16 protein-coding genes are annotated in these 19766 nt (G+C 36.0%); 12 read left to right on the top strand and 4 right to left on the bottom strand.

Going from position 1 to position 19766, the window contains the following annotated elements; translation table 11 throughout:
* Positions 1-3 precede the first annotated feature (3 nt).
* The 4 genes from M9C83_04485 to M9C83_04470 are packed head-to-tail and all read left to right on the top strand — an operon-like array spanning position 4 to position 6186.
* Complete coding sequence (locus M9C83_04485) at positions 4-3381, top strand: carbamoyl-phosphate synthase large subunit (GenBank protein ID URQ65917.1); 3378 nt, start codon at positions 4-6, stop codon at positions 3379-3381.
* Between the two features lie 53 nt (positions 3382-3434).
* Positions 3435-4244 carry a peptidylprolyl isomerase gene (locus M9C83_04480; protein ID URQ65916.1) on the top strand — a complete coding sequence of 270 codons (810 nt, stop codon included), beginning with the start codon at positions 3435-3437 and terminating at the stop codon, positions 4242-4244.
* Positions 4228-5181, top strand: coding sequence for a HupE/UreJ family protein (locus M9C83_04475; protein ID URQ65915.1), 954 nt, complete (start codon positions 4228-4230; stop codon positions 5179-5181). Before M9C83_04480 ends, M9C83_04475 begins: the two co-directional genes overlap by 17 nt.
* A 15-nt stretch (positions 5182-5196) precedes the next feature.
* Positions 5197-6186 (top strand): alpha/beta hydrolase, encoded by a 990-nt coding sequence (locus tag M9C83_04470; GenBank protein ID URQ65914.1) that lies wholly within the window; start codon positions 5197-5199, stop codon positions 6184-6186.
* Here M9C83_04470 and M9C83_04465 read toward each other — a convergent pair.
* On the bottom strand, positions 6183-8675 hold the full coding sequence (locus M9C83_04465) for a zinc-dependent metalloprotease (protein URQ65913.1): 2493 nt from the start codon (positions 8673-8675) through the stop codon (positions 6183-6185). The genes M9C83_04470 and M9C83_04465 overlap by 4 nt on opposite strands.
* Before the next feature lie 88 nt (positions 8676-8763).
* On the opposite strand from M9C83_04465, the gene M9C83_04460 reads away from it, so the two are divergent.
* From M9C83_04460 to M9C83_04440, 5 genes are read left to right on the top strand one after another with little or no spacing between them, the layout of a single operon-like run.
* On the top strand, positions 8764-10464 hold the full coding sequence (locus M9C83_04460; protein URQ65912.1) for an amidohydrolase family protein: 1701 nt from the start codon (positions 8764-8766) through the stop codon (positions 10462-10464).
* Between the two features lie 5 nt (positions 10465-10469).
* On the top strand, positions 10470-10697 hold the full coding sequence (locus M9C83_04455; GenBank protein URQ65911.1) for a hypothetical protein: 228 nt from the start codon (positions 10470-10472) through the stop codon (positions 10695-10697).
* A gap of 1 nt (position 10698) precedes the next feature.
* Positions 10699-11484, top strand: coding sequence for a TauD/TfdA family dioxygenase (locus tag M9C83_04450; GenBank protein ID URQ65910.1), 786 nt, complete (start codon positions 10699-10701; stop codon positions 11482-11484).
* A complete protein-coding gene (locus M9C83_04445; GenBank protein URQ65909.1) occupies positions 11481-12812 on the top strand; it encodes a dihydroorotase in 1332 nt (443 codons plus the stop codon). The genes M9C83_04450 and M9C83_04445 overlap by 4 nt, the downstream gene beginning before the upstream one ends.
* Before the next feature lie 2 nt (positions 12813-12814).
* Positions 12815-13630: a phytanoyl-CoA dioxygenase family protein gene (locus M9C83_04440; protein ID URQ65908.1), complete on the top strand. Its 816-nt coding sequence runs from the start codon at positions 12815-12817 to the stop codon at positions 13628-13630.
* Here the strand turns inward: M9C83_04440 and M9C83_04435 are convergent.
* Complete coding sequence (locus M9C83_04435; GenBank protein URQ65907.1) at positions 13627-14763, bottom strand: nitronate monooxygenase; 1137 nt, start codon at positions 14761-14763, stop codon at positions 13627-13629. The genes M9C83_04440 and M9C83_04435 overlap by 4 nt on opposite strands.
* 187 nt (positions 14764-14950) lie before the next feature.
* Between M9C83_04435 and M9C83_04430 the strand changes: the two genes are divergently transcribed.
* Positions 14951-16198 carry an MFS transporter gene (locus tag M9C83_04430; protein URQ65906.1) on the top strand — a complete coding sequence of 416 codons (1248 nt, stop codon included), beginning with the start codon at positions 14951-14953 and terminating at the stop codon, positions 16196-16198.
* Here M9C83_04430 and M9C83_04425 read toward each other — a convergent pair.
* Complete coding sequence (locus M9C83_04425) at positions 16181-16945, bottom strand: glycerophosphodiester phosphodiesterase (GenBank protein ID URQ65905.1); 765 nt, start codon at positions 16943-16945, stop codon at positions 16181-16183. The two genes, M9C83_04430 and M9C83_04425, sit on opposite strands and share 18 nt — an antisense overlap.
* Before the next feature lie 47 nt (positions 16946-16992).
* On the opposite strand from M9C83_04425, the gene M9C83_04420 reads away from it, so the two are divergent.
* Complete coding sequence (locus M9C83_04420) at positions 16993-17946, top strand: alpha/beta hydrolase (protein ID URQ65904.1); 954 nt, start codon at positions 16993-16995, stop codon at positions 17944-17946.
* A 3-nt stretch (positions 17947-17949) separates the two neighbouring features.
* Positions 17950-19092, top strand: coding sequence for a 1-acyl-sn-glycerol-3-phosphate acyltransferase (locus M9C83_04415; protein ID URQ65903.1), 1143 nt, complete (start codon positions 17950-17952; stop codon positions 19090-19092).
* 50 nt (positions 19093-19142) lie between these two features.
* Here the strand turns inward: M9C83_04415 and M9C83_04410 are convergent, their stop codons facing one another.
* Positions 19143-19763 (bottom strand): TorF family putative porin, encoded by a 621-nt coding sequence (locus M9C83_04410; protein ID URQ65902.1) that lies wholly within the window; start codon positions 19761-19763, stop codon positions 19143-19145.
* Positions 19764-19766 lie beyond the last annotated feature (3 nt).

Genomic DNA, 19766 nt, shown 5'->3' with positions numbered 1-19766 from the left:
TTCATGAAAAAAGTCTTAATAGCCAATAGAGGTGAGATTGCAATTCGTATAGCTAGGACTTGTAGTGATTTAGGCATTAAAACTGTTGGCATTTATTCAGAGGATGATGCCAACTGTTTGCATCTTTCAAAAGTAGATGAGGCTTATCCGATTCAAGGAAAAGGGGCTCAAGCTTATCTCGATATCAAGCAAATCATATCAATAGCTAAAGAGTCCAAGGCAGATTTCATCCATCCTGGATATGGCTTTCTCAGTGAAAACTCGGCTTTAGCTGCATCAGCTAAAAGAGCCAAGATTAAATTTATTGGCCCTAGTGAAAAGACTTTAAAAATATTCGGTGACAAGACCACTGCCAAAGAATTAGCTTTGAGTTTAGATATTCCCACGATATCAGGAACACATCAGAAAACTTCTCTGAAACAAGCTCAAAACTTTATGAAGTCATTAAATAAGAATTCATCTATTTTGATTAAGGCTATTTCAGGTGGAGGAGGCAGAGGCATGAGAGTTGTCTCTAAGCTAGAAGAATTAAAAGAATCCTATGATAGAGCATCATCAGAGGCTAAGGCAGCTTTTGATTCCCCTGACTTGTATCTAGAAGAGTATCTAGAAAATTATAGGCATATCGAATTCCAAATCATAGGGGATGGGACAGGAGCAGTGAGTCATTTACATGAAAGAGAATGCTCCATTCAAAGACGCCATCAAAAGCTTATCGAAATAGCTCCTAGTCCAAGCCTAGGTCCTGAATTAAAAAATAAAATGATTGATGCATCTATGGCTCTAGCTAAGAAATTAAAATATGAGGGCTTGGCCACTATAGAATTTTTAGTCAATGTAGAAAAAAATGACTTCAGGTTTATTGAATGCAATCCTAGGTTACAAGTCGAGCACACAGTAACTGAGTCAGTATTATTTATTGATATAGTTAAGGCTCAAATTCAAATAGCTTCAGGTAAAACTTTAAAGCAAATTAAACTTGAGCAGAAAAATATTCCAGATCCTAAAGGATATGCAGTTCAATCGCGAGTGAATATGGAAACTATTGACTCTAAAGGTAATGCCAATCCAAGTGGAGGCATTTTCACAAAATTCGACCTTCCATCTGGTCCTGGAGTACGAGTTGATAGTTATGGATATGTAGGGTACGAAACTAGTCCTCTTTTTGATTCGTTAATTGCAAAAATAATTACTTATTCTTCTGAAGATAACTTCAAACAGGCGATAAAAAGAAATTATAGATCTCTTTGTGAATTCAAAATTGATGGAGTTACAACTAATTTAGACTTATTAAAAAATATTTTAATCAACCAAGATTTTAAAAATAATAAAGTTCACACTAACTTTTTTGAGAACAATTTAGAGACCTTAATTTCAGTAAAGACTCATTCTGACCTCTCTGACATAAGTAGAAGTATTATTGCCAAAGATAAACCTAAAAAAGGAAAGATAGAGAACCTAGATCCTTTGGCAGTTCTTGATCATGGCAAATCTGGTGGCATGTTCGTCGATCAATCAGAAAATATTCTAGAGCTTCAACAAGAAGAAATAAGAGAAGGTTATCGAAGTATTACTGCTCCTATGCAAGGAATGATTGTTAAGTTTGATGTTGAAATAGGAGACAGCGTTTGGGAAGGTAAAACTTTAGGAATTATGGAAGCCATGAAAATGGAGCATGAAATTATCTCTGAAGTAAGCGGTATTGTGGAAGATATATCTGTCTCAAGTCTAGATACAGTTTTTGAAGGTCATTCATTGATGACAATTCGACTTGAGAAAGTCGAAAAACAAACTTCTAACAAAGATGAAGAAATTGATTTAGATTGGATAAGACCAGACCTTAGAGAGGCTTTAGATCGAAAAGAGGCCAGTCATGATGTTAATCGTCCTGAAGCAGTGAAAAAAAGGTATGGCACTGGCCATAGAACAGCAAGGGAAAACATTGAACATCTTTGTGATGAAGGAAGTTTTCTTGAGTATGGCTCGGTTGTGATGGCTGCCCAAAGGCGCAGAAGAAGCGAGGAAGATTTAATTAAAAATACCACTGGTGATGGAATGGTTTGTGGATTAGGTCATGTTAATGGTGATTTATTTCCTGAGAATGCTTCTAGAGTAATGGCTATGTCATACGATTACATGGTTTTAGCTGGCACTCAAGGAAAAATGAATCATGCTAAGAAAGACAGAATGTTCGAAATAGCTGAACAGAATGAATTACCCACTATTTTATTTGCAGAAGGAGGAGGGGGAAGGCCAGGAGATACTGACACCTCTGGCGTGGCAGGTTTAGACTGTTTAGCATTTACTTATTTTGCTCAATTGTCTGGATTAGTTCCAGTTATTGGAATAACAACTGGACGATGCTTTGCAGGAAATGCAGTTCTCTTGGGCTGTTGTGATGTAATCATTGCTACGGAAGATTCGAATATCGGCGTCGGCGGACCCGCCATGATTGAAGGTGGAGGATTAGGAGTATTTACTCCAGATGAAGTTGGGCCAATGGACGTTCAAGTACCAAATGGTGTTGTTGACATTGCTGTTAAAGATGAAGAAGAAGCAGTTGAAGTAGCAAAAAAATATCTTTCCTATTTCCAAGGACCAATAAAAAAATGGAAAGAACCAGATGCAAGAAAACTTAGGTTTGCAGTCCCAGAAAATAGGCTTAGGTATTATGATATGAGAGATATTATTGATGGAATTGCTGACATAGATTCAGTACTCGAAATCAGAAAAGACTGGGCACCTGGAATAATAACTAGTTTCGTAAGAATTGAAGGTAAGCCTGTTGGAGTTATTGCAAATAATCCAGGTCATCTCTCGGGTGCTATTGACTCTCCTGGTGCTGATAAAGGATCAAGATTCATTCAACTATGTGATGCGTTTGATATTCCGATATTATCCTTAATAGATTGCCCGGGAATTATGGTTGGACCTGAAAGTGAAAAATCTGCTCTAATCAGACATGCTGCAAGAATGTTTGTAGTTGGTGCTAATATTGAAACTCCTCTTATGTCAGTTGTCATTAGAAAAGCTTATGGTTTAGGAGCGCAGGCTATGGCAGGAGGAAGTTTTAAAATACCTTTATTTACGGTTACTTGGCCAACAGGTGAATTTGGGGGCATGGGTTTAGAAGGTGCAGTTAAGCTTGGATATAGAAAAGAATTAGAAGCCATTAAGGATCCTAAGAAAAGGATAGAAACATATGAGAAGATGGTAGCGGATAGCTATCACAGAGGAAGGGCCGTAAATATGGCATCTCATTTTGAACTTGATGATGTTATTGATCCAGCAGAAACTAGAAATTGGGTATCTAGTGCCCTCAAGTCACTCCCCCCAAAATCAAAATCCGGTAAGAAAAGGCCTAATATAGATACTTGGTAAATACTTTAATTTTCTCAAGTATATATATGATTTTATAGTAATTTTTAATAATTATGAAACAAAGACTTCTTATTTTTTTTATTTTAGGAATAGTGATTCTTATCGCGGATTTATTTTTTAATAATGAGGACGATAACAAAATAACTATATTTGAATCAGAAGTTAACTCATTGATAAACACCTGGGTCACTCAAGTGGGAAGAGAGCCTACAATGTCAGAAGTAGACGGCATTATCAAACAACTCCTAGATGAAGAGATACTCTATAGAGAAGCAATAAAGTTGGGATTGGATAAAAACGACATTATCATAAAAAGAAGATTGGCTCAGAAAATTAGTTTCTTAAGACAAGAGGGAGATACCTCTCTGCCTACAGAGAGCGAGGTAAATGACTTTTATAATCGAAATTTAGATAAGTACTATGTAGAAAAAAGAATAACGTTCTCTCATATTTATTTTAGTTCGAGCAAGACAGATGAGGATGATTCTTCTAAAGCTTTAAATCTAATAAAAAATGGTTCTTCTGAAGCTAATTTTGGTGAACCATTTTTACTGGGAAAGAACTTTTCTTCTAAAACTATTAGAGAAATTGAAAGATCTTTTGGTAAAACATTTTCACAAGATATTCAAAATTTGACCATCAAGGAATGGTCAGGACCTTTAAAGTCTGAATATGGATCGCACCTAGTATTTATTAACTCTATCGCAGAATCTTTCACTCCAAATCTAGAGGAAATAAAAAATATTGTTATTAATGATGTGGTCCTTGAAAAACAAAATAATTCTGTGAAGAACTATTTGAAGGAATTGAGAAATAAATATCAAATTGAGATTTTGGCAGATTTAAATGAAACAACTAAATAAATTTATTTTTATTCTTTTCAGCCTATCTCTTGGTGAATTTATACAAACTCATGAAATGAATCCTGCAAGATTGTCCCTGGAGGAAACACTAGATGGATTTTATTCAGGTTTATGGATGTTTCCAACTAACACAGGTGGACTTCCTGCAGAGGTAAGCTTTACAGACTGTAAGGAGGAGCAAAGAAAATTACCAGAAGTCCAAGGTAAATATTTAGTCACGAATATTGTAATTACTTGCGAAGAATCCTTAAAAGGTAAAGAAATAGCATTTAAGGGTCTCTCAAGGCTTACGGATGCACTAGTAAGTGTAAAATTTTTAGATGAGACCACTTTTGAAGGGTTAGCAACAATAAGTAGTTCCAAGTTAGATGTACCAGAGGAAGTAAGCATCTATCCAATCAATTATTTTTGGCTTGGTGTAGAGCACTTACTCGGTGGCATAGACCATATGCTATTTGTTTTTGGCCTTTTATTTCTTGTTTCAGGAACTTTAAATCTCGTTAAAACAATCACTGCCTTCACTCTAGCGCATAGCATCACTTTGGCTTTATCTGTGCTGGATGTTGTTAGCGTACCCCAAGCTTCAACAGAGGCTTTTATAGCATTAACAATTATATATTTAGCTTTGGAGGTTGGCGATGAGCACAAATATGATTCTACCCCTTGGTTGATAGCCTTTGGATTTGGATTATTACATGGACTAGGTTTTGCGGGAGCTCTTACAGAAATTGGAATAAATAATGAAAATCTCCTTCTTTCTCTATTATTTTTTAATGCAGGAATCGAGATGGGACAATTAGCTATCCTTCCTTTCTTTGGATTAATTATATATTTTCTTAAATCGAATAAAATAAAGATTGAGGTTCATGCTTTTGCAAGCTATTTTATAGGTGGGCTTGGAACTTACTGGTTAATTGAAAGAGTATCGTCAATATAAAATCTAGAGGTAAAAATGAATGATATAGAGTTTAAACATGTAGAAAGCAATGGAATTAAATTAAGACTAGCAATGATGGGGGATGGTCCCTTAGTTATATTTTGCCATGGCTGGCCTGAGAGCTGGTATAGTTATAGACATCAGCTTCCTGCTGTCGCTGCCGCTGGCTTCAAAGCAGTTGCTTATGACGTTCGTGGTTATGGAGAGTCAGACAAACCTCACGAGATAGAAGCATATTCTATGAAGAATATGACCGATGATGTAATTGGTATTGTTGATGCTTTAGGTTATGACACAGCTATAACAATTGGACATGATTGGGGTGGACCAATTGCTCTAAACACAGCAGCTTTAAATGAACATAGAATAACTGCAACCGGTACTATGTCAGTTCCTTTTACTGGAAGAGGTCCGATGCCAACCTTAGATCTTTGGAGAGAGATATACAAAGACAAATTTTTCTACCAACTTTACTTTCAGAAAGAGGGTATTGCGGAGGAGGAATTTGAGTCAGATTTAAAAAGATCACTTTTCATGACTTATACGAATAGTGATGGACGGGGCATGAAACATAATCTTGAAAAAGGTCAAAGTGGTTTGATGCCTCAAAAAGATAAGCATTCCAGTTTTCTTGATGGGATGGAGAGATTTGAAGACTTTCCTGATTGGTTTACACCTGAGGATCTTGATTATTTTGTAAGTCAATTTGAAATGAGTGGATTAAGAGGTCCTTTCAATAGATATAGAGCTCAAAATATTGATTGGCATGAACTTACAGAATTAGAAGATAAGATTCTTGAGCAGCCAGCATTTTTTATTACTGGAAGCTTAGATCCCGTAAACTTTTTTATTCCTTCAGACCAGACTCTAATAGACAGAATCTCACCAAATTATAAAGAACTTAAATTTGCAGAAGAGTTTGAAGGTATTGGTCATTGGACTCAACAAGAGATACCAAATGAGGTTAACGAGCTAATAATTAAATTTTTAAAAGAAGTCTCTTAATTGGCTCGATCAAGACCGGATTCTATAATCCATGAAATAAGTTTTCTATGTGATCTAGTAGGAATATCGGTAGAAGTTCTCCTGGCAAGTTTCTGAATCTGCCTTAAGGAGTCATAAGCAGCAGCCGTAGCCAATTCGTCATAATAATCTTGAGCTAATAAGTTTATTAGTCGCCTTACGTATGAAGTTTGAAGATTACGTCTCACAGAAGATACCTTATTATTTGTATCTCCAACGAAGATAGCCTTTGTCATATCATTTAACACCTCATTAACAGAGTAATCATTGCCATAAAGTTCGGTATCTGAAATCCTGTAGAGTGTCCATGGACTTAAAATATGATCTAACACTCTATTCTGAATACCAAGAATGATTTTGTGCATCTGAGGATCTTCGTGTTCTCCAGAGAGATCAAACATCCTTCTCTCAACTTGTACCAATTGAAGTAAATCAGAATTTATTGGAAATGCTTCTGGTGAAAATGCATGCTCACTTAGAAGCTTCATAGCTCTTCTTTGTTCATTAGACGGAGCAGGGGTGTATGGTTTATTTTCATTGATATTTTTAGGATCATATCTTTCTATGTAAACCCCACCAATGTGTCTTGAGATGACCTCTAATGCTCTTGAATACTCTCTCATAAAGATTGCATGAGCTAATCTAAATTCCTCAAAGGTCTCAATTGAGCCTGATAATTTTTGAACCAACTTAGCCTGAGTATCATTCACTAATTCAATTCTTTGTTCTGCATAAGTCATTGGATCATTTGTAAGATCATTGATCATAGCGCGTGGATCAATTCCTCTACCTGGGGATCTCATATCTTCTGAATCATTTGCAAACATATGCTCGGGTTTATGTTGCTCAGAAATAATATCTTCTAAATCAGATTCAGTTAAATCGGGCGTATATCCATATCTTATAGCCCATATGTCATAGGGCCCAGGTATTGTGTCGTAATAATCTCCTTGTTTAACTCCTAAAGGAGCAAGGTTTATAGCCGGATATTCCATTACCGAGGCGGTCACTCCAATTTTACTGGTTATTTCTGGATTATGTACATCTTCAATATTATGCAAGTAGCTCCCTTTAAAATTATGATTCAGACCAAGAGTATGTCCAACTTCATGAAGCGTTAATCTGATTATTGCTTGCTCAATTATTTTGGGGTCATTTAATTCAATAGCTTGAGCTAGAATCATTCCATCCTGAATGTAGCTGGAAGATGAACAGTTGTCATGACTCGAATGTTCATTAAATATACCGTCATAATTTACTCTATTGGTTAAGTAAACCCATTCGAGCATTATATCTGCTCCAATTATTTCTCCTGTTCTGGGATTTGTGAAGCTCGGTCCATATCCACCAAAAACCGGATCTGGGGACGAAGTCCATCTGAGTACATTATATCTAATGTCTCCTGCATCCCATTCTGCATCATCTGGTTGAATTTTGACCTCTATGGCATTTATAAAACCTGCAGCTTCGAAGGCAATATTCCATGCTAGAACTCCTTCTTTGATATAGTCTCTCAATTCATAAGGGGTTGTATTTTCTATCCAGAAAGTAATGGGTTTGATTGGTTCTGAAAGCTCTTCATCAGGATTCTTTTTCTTTAGATTCCATTTCCCGATAAGATCTTTATAAGGTGTTATATCTTTGGACGTAAGGTCAGTTATTCTTTCTGAAAAATATCCTATTGATTGATTTGCTACACGAGGTTCAAAATCATTTTTTGGCATCTCAATAAAGCTATATCTAATATTTACGTTAACATTCCTTGGATCCGCAACATCTTCAGCTTCGTATCCATAAGAAGGTGCACTTTCTATAACATACTCAACTTCAAAATCTGTATTTTTCTCGTAGTTGAAGACTCCTTTGATTCTTGATTTAGATGGGCTTACTTGACCCCAACTAAATCCTGACGGGGGACCATCTGGAGAGTAGATAGGCATTATGGGTGTTAATGCCTCAGACAAAAGCATACTTGTTATATCTATTAAATATTCGTCTTCAGCTTCATTCATTCCCATGATTTCAAATACTTTGAAAGTTGAATCCGATACGTTTGCTCCTTCCGATTTTGCGAGAGGACTGGTTTCATCAAAAAAATAATTTGTTAAAACTCTAGAAAATCTGAGATTGTTATAGTCTTTTTCAATTTTAAAAACACCTTCATCTAAATATGAACCCTTAACTTTTCCCACGCTCGCAACTCCATTCAAAGCATGTGCAAAATAAATGAACTCACTTTTTAATTGATTATTAGTAATTTTTAAGAAAACTTGATTTGTCTTTGGATCTCTGAATGTTGTAAAAAAACCCGGAATTTCGTCAAAGTCCTCTACTAATTCTTCTATATAGACCTTTTTTTCTTCTTCAGAAACAACATCTTCATTTTCCTTTGTTGATTTCTCTTCCTCAGGAATTAAGACCTGAGAGGACAGAAGAAGAAAAATAAATAGATTAAATAAGTGTTTTTTCATGAAGTTTTTATGTATTTTTACTATTATGGTAAAAATTAATACGAATATCTATATCGCATAGATCATTTAAATGTTTTAGGTTTTTAATATGTTCGATCTAATAATAAAAAATGGTTCAATTTATGATGGAAAGGGAAGCAAGCCCTATCAAGCAGATATAGCCATATCAAATGAAAAAATTGTTGAAATTGGTGATATCAAAGGTGAAGCTAAAAAGGTCATCGATGCTGAAGGGAAAATTGTTACTCCTGGCTTCGTTGATATTCATACTCACTATGACGGTCAGGTAACGTGGGATCCATATTTAAGGCCTTCGACTTATCACGGAGTTACAACGGTAGTAATGGGAAATTGTGGTGTTGGGTTTTCTCCATGTAAACCGGATCAAAGAGATTGGTTGATAGGTCTTATGGAAGGTGTAGAAGATATTCCTGGAACTGCTTTACATGAAGGTATAGATTGGGAATGGGAAAGTTTTCCTGAATATCTAGATGCACTTGAAAAGAAGCCACTTGCAATAGATGTTGGTACACAAATTCCTCATGGAGCTGTAAGGGCTTATGTCATGGGAGAGAGAGGTATTAATCACGAGGAAGCGTCGCAAGAAGAAATCGATAGAATGAAAGAAATTGTGCAGGAGGCAATAAAGGCGGGCGCTTTTGGATTTAGCACCTCTAGGACTGAGAAACATAATGATGTTAATGGTAATTTGACTCCAAGCATTACTGCTCACAAAAATGAATTAGTAGAAATAGCCAAATCTTTAGGTGAAATAAATCAGGGTGTCTTGCAAGGGATATCAGATTTTTATGATTTTGACTCTGAGTTTGATATCTTCAAAGCAATGTCAAAAGAATCTGGAAGACCAATATCAATAACAGTAGAACAACAAGATGCACGTCCAGAATGGTGGCAGCAATTACTTGATGGGATTGAAGAAGCCCAATCTGAAGGCATAAATATGTACGGACAAGTACCTCCTAGAGCAACAGGCATCTTGATGGGTCTGACAGCAACTTTGAATCCATTTAGATTTCATCCTACTTATATGGAAATAGCAGACCTTGCTTTAGAAGAGAGAGTCGAGATTATGAGCAATGATGAATTCAAAGAAAAGCTACTTAATGACAGTGCCATATCTATCAATCCATTAGTGGATGAAATAGTTAATTCTTATACAAAGATGTTTAAATTAGGTGAACCTGCTAATTACGAGCCTGATCCAGACATGTCATTTGAATCTTTGGCTAATTCGTCAAATATGACTGCACAAGAAATAGCTTATGATGCGATGCTCGAAAAAGATGGTAGAGCATTGATTTATCATCCGCTCTTTAATTATCAGACGGGTGACTTGAGCCTTGTAGAGAAAATGCTAAAACATCCTTATACAATTTCAGGTCTCGGCGATGCTGGTGCACATTGTGGTGCTATAAGTGATGCTAGTTTTCCGACAACACTTGTACAGCATTGGTCTCGAGACAGAAGCAGGGGATCGAAGTTACCTTTAGAAAAAGTTATCAAAATGCAAACATCAGAAACTGCTAAATTACTGGGTATTAAAGATAGAGGAGTATTAGAAAAGGGCTATAAAGCGGATATTAATATAATTGATTATGAAGGCTTAACTTTGCATGAGCCTGAAATTATTAACGATTTGCCTGCCGGAGGACGAAGACTTGTTCAAAAAGCTTCAGGTTATGATTACACCATTGTTTCAGGGGAAGTTGCTTTCATTAAAGGAGAAGCTACTGGTGCTCTCAATGGAAGATTGATCAGGAACTCCTAGAAGTTGTGTCTAGTCATGTTCTAGATCTTCATGGATATAGACATCATGAAGTAGATATTGCAGTTGAAAACTTTGTTTTTTTGAACCAAGAAGAAATGCCTTTAACCATAATATGTGGCAACAGTGAAAAAATGCTTTCTTTAGTAAGAACTGTGTTAGATAGAACAAATGCCGAATATTACAATGGGGCAGGTCATGAGTACGGACAAATCAAAGTCCATAAATTAAAATAATATGGATATTAAAATCTTAAAACCCTTAGGCGCCGAAATATCAGGATTAGATCTAAATATTCTTTCTGAGGATGATTCTTTAAAAATCAGGCAATGCTTTCTAGATAACTCGGTCCTTATTTTTAGAAATCAGAAATTAAATCCATCTCAACTGAAAAATATTTCAAGTTTATGGGGCAAACCTTTAGTTCATCCAGTCTTTAAAGGCATAGAGGGATATCCAGAAATTATTGAAATTAGAAATTATGGCGAGCAATATCATACAAATGCTCATTGGCATTCGGATGTAACATTTGAAGAATCACCTCCAGATGCAACACTTTTATACTCTTTAGTAGTACCTGAACAAGGAGGAGATACTCTATTCTCTAATCAGTATCTTGCTTATGATGATTTAGATCATGATCTTAAATCAGAGCTCTCAGAAAAAAAAGCAATTCATAGCAATATAGGAGTATTAATGTTGTCAGGTGGAGATCTGAAGGATGCCAAGACAGTAGAGCATCCAATTTTTCGAGAGCACCCTGAAACTGGAAAAAAGGCACTTTATGTCACAGAAGCATTCGTTAAAAAAATTAAAGACTTAGATCCCAAAGAGTCTCAACAAAAGCTTGAATTTCTATATAGTCACGCATCCCAGGAAAAATATATTTATCGACATAAATGGTCGAAAGGTGACTTAATTGTATGGGACAATAGGAGTGTTCAGCATTTTGCTGAACATGGATATGGAGACAATGAAAGGACAATGCATAGATTAACCACATCAGGGAGCAAACCATATTGAGTAATGTAATCACCATTAAAAACTGTAAAGTTATAAATGAAGGTTCAATAACTGAACAAGATATTCTTATTAAAGAAGGTAGGTTTGAGAAAATAGCAAATGATATAGAGCCTCAAGGAGAAATTCTTGATGCAACAGGTCATTATTTATTGCCTGGAGTAATAGATGATCAATGTCATTTCAGAGAACCTGGCCTGACGGAAAGAGGCAGTATAAAAACTGAATCCTTGGCCGCTGTTGCCGGTGGCACAACCTCTTTTATGGACATGCCGAATGTAATCCCACCTACACTCAGCCTTGATTTGTGGAGAGATAAAATTTCCATTGCCAACCAGACTTCGTCAGCTAATTTCTCTTTTTACATGGGCACATCCAACTCCAATATAGACGAAATAAAAGCTATAAATCCTAGGGAGGTATGTGGAATTAAAATATTTATGGGTTCTTCTACTGGAGATCTTCATGTTGATAGTGAGGATGCTTTGAATGACCTTTTTAGAGAATCTCCGGTAATTATTACTACCCACTGCGAGGACGACCCAATGATAAAATCTTTAGAGAGAGAATATCTTGCTAAATATGGAGAACAGATTCCTGTAGAAATGCATGGCCTCATTAGATCCAGAGAGGCTTGTTTAAAATCCTCAAAAAAAGCTATCGAATTAGCCACAAAATATAATTCTAATTTGCATATACTTCATTTAACTACCAAAGAAGAAGTAGGACTTTTCTCTAATAAACCTTTTAATGAAAAAATGATTACTGCAGAAGTTTGCATTCCTCATCTTTACTTTTCAAGTGATGATTACTCAACCAAAGGGACTTTAATAAAATGTAATCCATCTTTGAAAGAGTCTACAGATAGAGATGCATTAAGAAAGGCGTTATTAGAGGGCTATATCGATTATGTTGCTACTGATCATGCTCCACATGTTTTGGAAGGAAAATCAAATGACTATATGAATTGTCCCTCTGGTATTCCAAGTGTACAGCACTCACTCCTTGTTCTTTTGGAACTTGTTAAAGAAGGAATCTATTCATTGAATGATCTCCCATACTATCTTTCACATAAAGTTGCTGATAGATTCAAAATTGTTGATAGAGGCTACATTAGGGAAGGTTACTGGGCAGATTGTGTTCTCGTAGATCTGGAATCTAAGCATAAAGTTACTAAAGAGAATACTTTCTATTTCTGTGGCTGGTCGCCTTTTGAAGGTGAGACCTTTAGCTCAAAGATTATGAGTACTATTGTGAATGGTAAACTTGCCTATAATAATGGAAAAATTGTAGAAACTAATTTAGGCGTTCAATTAAAATTTGATAGATAGTTATGGATAAAGATATTAGGTTACATGAGAGTAATAAGAGCTTTTCTTGGACCATGCCTGATGGCCCTTACACATTCTTCTCCGATGAAGACATCACATCATTTAACGAAAAAGGTTATGTTGTACTTGAAAATGCTTTTTCAGACGAAGAAGTCAACAAAGTAGTAAATCAAATTGACCCTTATGAGTTCAATGTAACTGAAGCATTAAAAGGCCTTGATGGTGGTAAATTTTTTATTGCTAGAGCTGAAGAAATTACTTTTACCACCCATCTTGTAACTCAGTCTGATGAACTTAAAGAATTCAGTAAACATAAAGTTTTTACTGACATATGCAGAGATTTAATCGGACCTGATGTGAGGTTATATTGGGATCAAGCAGTATACAAAAAACCAGGTACCAAAGACGAATTTCCCTGGCATCAAGACAATGGTTATACCTATATTGAACCGCAGGCCTACTTAACTTGTTGGGTAGCTCTTACAGATACAGATGAATCTAATGGCTGTCCTTGGGTGATGCCTGGACTTCATAGACGGGGGACCCTCTTCCATGAAAATACAGATTTAGGTCATGAAATACCTTTAGACTCATCCCAAGCAGTTTGCTTACCTCTGAAGGCAGGCAGTATAGCAATTTTCTCTTCTTTAACACCGCACAGGACGGGGCCTAATTTATCAGATGATATTAGAAAATCTTATATTCTCCAGTATGCACCGGAGGGGTCTAAAAGAGTAATATCTCAATCTCTTACTGAGGACCTGAATGATGAAAACAGACAGTTTTTAATTCTTCAAGATGGTAAAGAAGTTAATTAAGATACAAAACCTGTTAATCTTTCATAAGCTTCTACAAAATCTTCTTTGAATTCCTGAACAACATCACTCGCAGAAATGCTTTGATTCATTAGACCTACTCCTTGTCCAACCCAATAAGTTGCTAGGTCTCTAGCTCCATCATGTCCACCTTCAGCTAGCTTAGCAACCTTCTGTAAAGCGGGTTCAGCTACCATCGGCTGTAGAGGCATAGGTAAAGGATCTGGAGCTTGTTCTGATTCCCATGCTTGTGTCCAAGGAGATACTAATTGTCTCGAGTGCTTGCCTGTTCTACTTCTTGATCTTGTTGTTTGACTTGAATTAGCAGCGACCATTTTTTCTTTAATAACAGGAGGGACTTCTGATTCCACAGTAGTTAGCCATACTGAACCACACCAAGCACCAGATGCTCCCATTGTCATTGCTGCTGCCATTTGTTTCCCAGTTACTATTCCTCCAGCAGCCAAGATTGGTGTATCACCATACGGTTGAATTGCTTCGTAAACTTCAGGTATGAGTACCATGGTTGAAACACTTCCACAGTGGCCTCCAGCTTCCGTACCAGATACAACTAATATATCAACACCTGCTTTTACCTGATTGATTGCATGCTGAGCAGTTCCCAAAAGTGCTGCAACCTTAACATCATTTTCTTTTCCCATCTCGAGCATCCAATCGGGTGGCACGCCCAGCGCGTTAGCAATTAGTTTGATAGGGTGGCTAAAAGCTACATCTAAAAGAGCTTTTGCTCCATCAGCTTTTGTATTTGCAGCAAAACTTGAACCAGCTGTATCTATAGTTCTTAACTCCGAAGCCTCTATGTCATGGTTTTCAAGAACATCTGCTCTGAAGTCAGCATATTCTTGTGGAATCATTCCTTTTAATTTTTCTGCATCAAATTTCTCACTTTGATCGACCATCTTGTTGGGAATTAGAACATCAACTCCGTAAGGTTTTCCGTCTATATGTTCATCTATCCATGTTAATTCTTTCTCTAACTGTTCTGGTGACATACCAACAGCACCTAAAACTCCACATCCACCTGCTTTAGATACCGCTACAACTACATCTCTGCAGTGGGTGAAAGCTACTAAAGGGAATTCTATATCTAGAAGTTCACATATTTTTGAGTTCATATTCTCTCCTTAGTTTTGTGTCTCAATATTTGTATTTAATAAATTGATTGCAAATAATTTGCCAAAATAATTTGTGCCACCACAACCACAGCAATGATTACACTAAACATTGTCATATATTTATACGTTTTTTTATCCTCTTCCATTTTTTCCTCCCAATAAAAGGGTTATTATTCCCACAAATCACATGAAAGGTCAAAGAAAATTATCAACACAAGCATGGAGATGGGCCTTTTATGATTGGGCTAATTCTGCATTTGCCACAACTGTAATGGCTGGTTTTTTCCCTATTTTTTTTAAATCTTTTTGGGCAAATGATTTAACTGATGGAGAGAGTACATTTGTCATCGGTACAGCAAATTCTGTTGTTGGTTTACTGATAGCTTTAAGTGCACCTATTTTAGGGGCTTTCGCCGATGCGGGAAACTCAAAAAAAAAGCTGCTTCTAACGTTCGCAGTTTTAGGAATAATAGCAACTGGTTATTTATTTTTCGTCCCTGAAAGTTCATGGAAATTTGCTATTACCTTTTATGCACTTGGTGTGATTGGATTTTCAGGTGGAAATATCTTCTACGACTCTTTATTAGTTTCGGTCGCTGAACACCATGAAAGGAATCGTGTATCATCTTTAGGATTTTCTCTTGGTTACCTTGGTGGAGGGATATTATTTTTAATCAATGTCTTAATGTTCTCTTTTCCATCTTTCTTTGGACTTAATTCACAAATTGAGGCTGTTTTATGGTCTTTTTTGAGTGTAGCTATCTGGTGGAGTATTTTTACACTACCTTTACTTACAGGTGTAAAGGAGCCTAAATTCTCAGTAAGTAGGAAAAGTTTTTTTGAAATTTCAGGGCAAGCTTTCTCTAGTCTCTACCAAACAGGAAGATCGGTAAGACAATATAAAAGTGCTTTTATTTTCTTACTAGCATATTTTCTTTACATGGATGGTGTAGATACGATCATAAGAATGGCAACATCTTATGGTTCTGATATAGGGCTTTCAGCACAATCTATGATATCAGCTCTTTTACTTACTCAATTTATTGGATTTCCCGCAACACTAGCTTTTGGAAGGTATTCTGACAAATTCGGGCATAAACAATCTCTTTCATTTGCGATTATCATCTACATAGGAGTCGTTATATTTAGTTCCCAGATGGATAGTGCATTAGAATTTTTTATCATGGCATCTATCATCGGTCTTGTTCAAGGAGGAGTACAAGCTATCAGCAGATCTTATTTTAGTAGCCTAATACCTAGCAATAAAGCGGCAGAATTCTTTGGATTCTATAATTTCATTGGAAAATCTTCAGTCTTTATAGGTCCCTTTATGGTCTCAGGAATTGCACTCTTAACGGATAGCCCTAGCCTAGGAATATTAAGCTTACTTTTATTATTTATACCAGGATTAATAATTTTAAGGAGAGTTCCCTAAATCAGAAAAGCCTCTTTCAGTCATAGCTTGTTTTAAAATACTAGGCTTATCTGTCATTATTCCATCAACACCAAAGTCAATTAATTTGAACATCTCTTCTTTATTATCGATAGTCCAAACATGAACAAGTTTATTTTCCTTCTTTGCAATTCGAAGAAATCTCTTAGTGAGAATAGGCACTCCCCATTGCTTTATAGGAATTTGAGCACAATCAGCTGTATTAATTCTTAAATTAATTCCTAAAGATTTGCATATCAATTTGAATATATCCATTTGTCCAGAAGAAGTGCATACTTCTGACCCGGCTAGTTTTCTTATTCTATTTAATCTTGAAGAAGAGAAAGAAGCTAAACAGGATCTACTAAAGCATTTCATTTCTTTTATAATTTTTACGGTATTTTCTAAGGCATCCTCAGTTTTAATATCAATATTGAATCTAAGGTTAGGAAAGCTATCGAGTGCTTCACTTAATAAAGGGATCCTGCCACCGTTAATTAATTCTATTCCCTTTACTTCATCTAGCATCAGGTCCTTTATACGCTTATTTATACCTGCCATCCTCTTTAAAGTTGAGTCATGAAATATAACTACATGACCATCTTTAGTAGATTGAACATCTGTTTCTATAAAAATAAATCCTAAATTTGATGAGTATTCAAAGGCTTCTAAGGTATTTTCTGTTTCTACTTCATCCCCACCTCTATGTACAAAACCATAAAAGTTAAAATCTCGAAAAAATGGATGCATAGATATTGGTATTTTTAATAACTATACTATATTGAAGGAGCTTATCTATGGAGAAACTTTTAATAGGGATTTTATTTATTTTTTTGGCTCTGGCTTTTCCTTATCTTTATAAGGTTTATGGATTGAAGAAAATATTGCAATCAGATATACCTTCTGAGGGAAATTGGGCAGAGCTTTCAAGAGGTAATATCTATTATCGTTGGTTTTTACCGGACGATTCAACCGATTTGAAGGGGTCTTTGATCTTGGTGCACGGTTTTTCAACACCTAGTTTTGTATGGCAAGGCTTACTAGATAATTTCACTAACTCTGGTTACAAGGTCCTTGTTTATGATCATTTTGGCAGAGGCTATTCAGAAAGGCCTAGAACAAAATACGATAAGCATCTTTATCTTGAAACTTTGAGGGAATTGATACTTTCTCAAAAAATAAATGAGAAAGTTCATATAGTTGGCTATTCCATGGGAGGACCAATTGCATCTTATTATGCAGCCGAGTATCCTAACGAAGTAACAAGCGTTTCATTAATTGCTCCTGCAGGTTTCAGTAAATCTCTTCCTCAGACGAAATCATGGATAACTATGCCCGTCGTTGGAGATTGGTTCTGGAGAGTATTTAGCCATAGATTATATGGCGTAGGAAATATGTCTGAAACTCAATATAGCGATGATCCGTTGTCTATAAATGAAGATAAATTTTTACCACTCTTTCAAGATCAACTGCGCTTTAAAGGATTCAATGAATCTCTTTTATCAACTATAAGGAACTTTAATCTTTTTGATGTTCGTGACATGTACGAAAATCTAAGTAAAAAAGAAATACCTATGCTTGCTTTATGGGGAAAAAAAGACGGAATAGTTCCTTTTTCAGGGTCAGAAGAATATCAAAGGATATTTGATAATGGAAAACTTGTTGTTTTGGAAGAGGGAACACATGATATAACTTATAGACAGCCAACTATTGTTGGAACAGAAATTATAGATTTTATAGACCAATTATAAAAAATGGATTTTAGTGATATAGCTTCTTATGACGATTATCAAGTCGCGATAAAGCTGAATGAGCTAGAATCAAATGAAGATTTTCATAATTATATTTCTAGTTTAATTTTTCCAAGATCCCATAAATATTTCTCAAAGATAAACCGCATTTATTTAAGAAGAAAATTTAAGCAGATTTTTTCTGATTGCAATTCTATAGATCAATTTCAAGATTGTTTGGCTCCTTTAGTGACGAAAATGATCGACAAAACAACAGATGGTTTTACATATAGTGGAGTTGAGAATTTAACTGAAAAACCTACTCTGTTTGTAGGTAATCACAGAGATATATCTCTTGATCCTGCTTTTCTAAATTATCTCCTTTATACCCAAGGACTCAGTACTGTACGAATCGCTATTGGAGATAACCTTCTAGATGACGGGTATGCTGAAATGCTTATGAGGCTGAATAAAAGTTTCATAGTTCACAGAAATATCAAAGGAGTAAAGGAAACTTTAAGAAAACTATCAAAACTCTCCGCTTACATCAATCATTCGCTAATGCAAGATAAAGAGAGTATCTGGATTGCTCAAAGAGAAGGAAGAGCAAATGATGGTAATGACTTTACAGATGAGGGTGTTTTAAAAATGCTATATCTCGATCAAAGAAAGGCACTTTCAGTTTATGAATGGGTCAGAAGCGTTAACTTAACTCCAATTGTTATTTCCTATGAATATGACCCATTGGATTATGTCAAAGCAAGAGGTTGGGATTATCAGGATTCCTTGACCCTTGAAGAAATAAATAAAAGTGACATCAAAGAAATGTCTACCGGAATTTTTGGCTATAAAGGCAGAGTTCATTTACATATATGTAAACCTATTTCTGATCCAGTGGATACCACACGCCATCTAGCTGAAATGATACAGAGAGAAATTATAAATAATTATCGTATTTGGCCCACCAACCAAGCAGCTTTAGAGCTATTGCCTGAAATAAATATTCAACAAGAGAATATAGATACAATATCGGATATGCCCAGCAAGATTTCTATGCTTGAAAAGAGATGTGCAAATTTGAAGCCTGAAGAGCGAAATGAGTTTTTGATGACTTATGCCAGACCTATTGTTAATAAAGAAAAGGCCAGACTTTCGTCTGGCCTTTAATGCATCTTAATGGGGAGATTAAGAATGCTTACTTAACGGGGAGTTAAGAGTTACATAGAAAATGTAATGACGAATGTGTCTTCGTCGGAAAGTCCGCTAGAGTCCTCTGCACTGAAGTCATTCCAGGCTAGAGAAACACCTAAACCAGCAATAGAGATTGGTAGATCGTAGCTAATTATGGTGTATTCACCGTACTCGTCGTAGTCACCATAAGTAACACCTAAACCAGTTTCACCTAGAGCAACAGAAAATTCTGTGTTATCGGGTGCAGAATCTTGACCTGATGAGTAAGTAATACCGAAATAGCTGTATCCGAGTCCGAGATAGATTTCTTCAAAATCTAGAGAGTCTTCTCCAGGGTATGTAAATGCTAAATATCCGATGTCATAACTTAATCCACCTTCCATTTCACCTGCATAGCCTGCATACCAATCTAATTCTAGAGCTGCTCCATCACCAAATTCAACGTTGGAAGCCCAAGTTCCAAAATATAGTCCACTTTCACCGGCTATATCGAATCCACCAGAGATAGCAGGTTCTTCAGCAGTTTGAGTCATACCTCTCCAGACATAGTCACTTGACATAGCGATATTGCTCTCGAATTCTGCTGATTGCAAGGTCATTGCACTTGAAAAGAATGCTATGGCCCCAAATTTAATAAGATTTTTCATCCT

The sequence above is a fragment of the SAR86 cluster bacterium genome (assembly GCA_023703575.1).
Lineage (GTDB): Bacteria > Pseudomonadota > Gammaproteobacteria > Magnimaribacterales > Magnimaribacteraceae > Magnimaribacter.
Note: the sequence above shows the minus strand (reverse complement) of the source record. Positions and strands in the feature narration are given on the sequence as shown.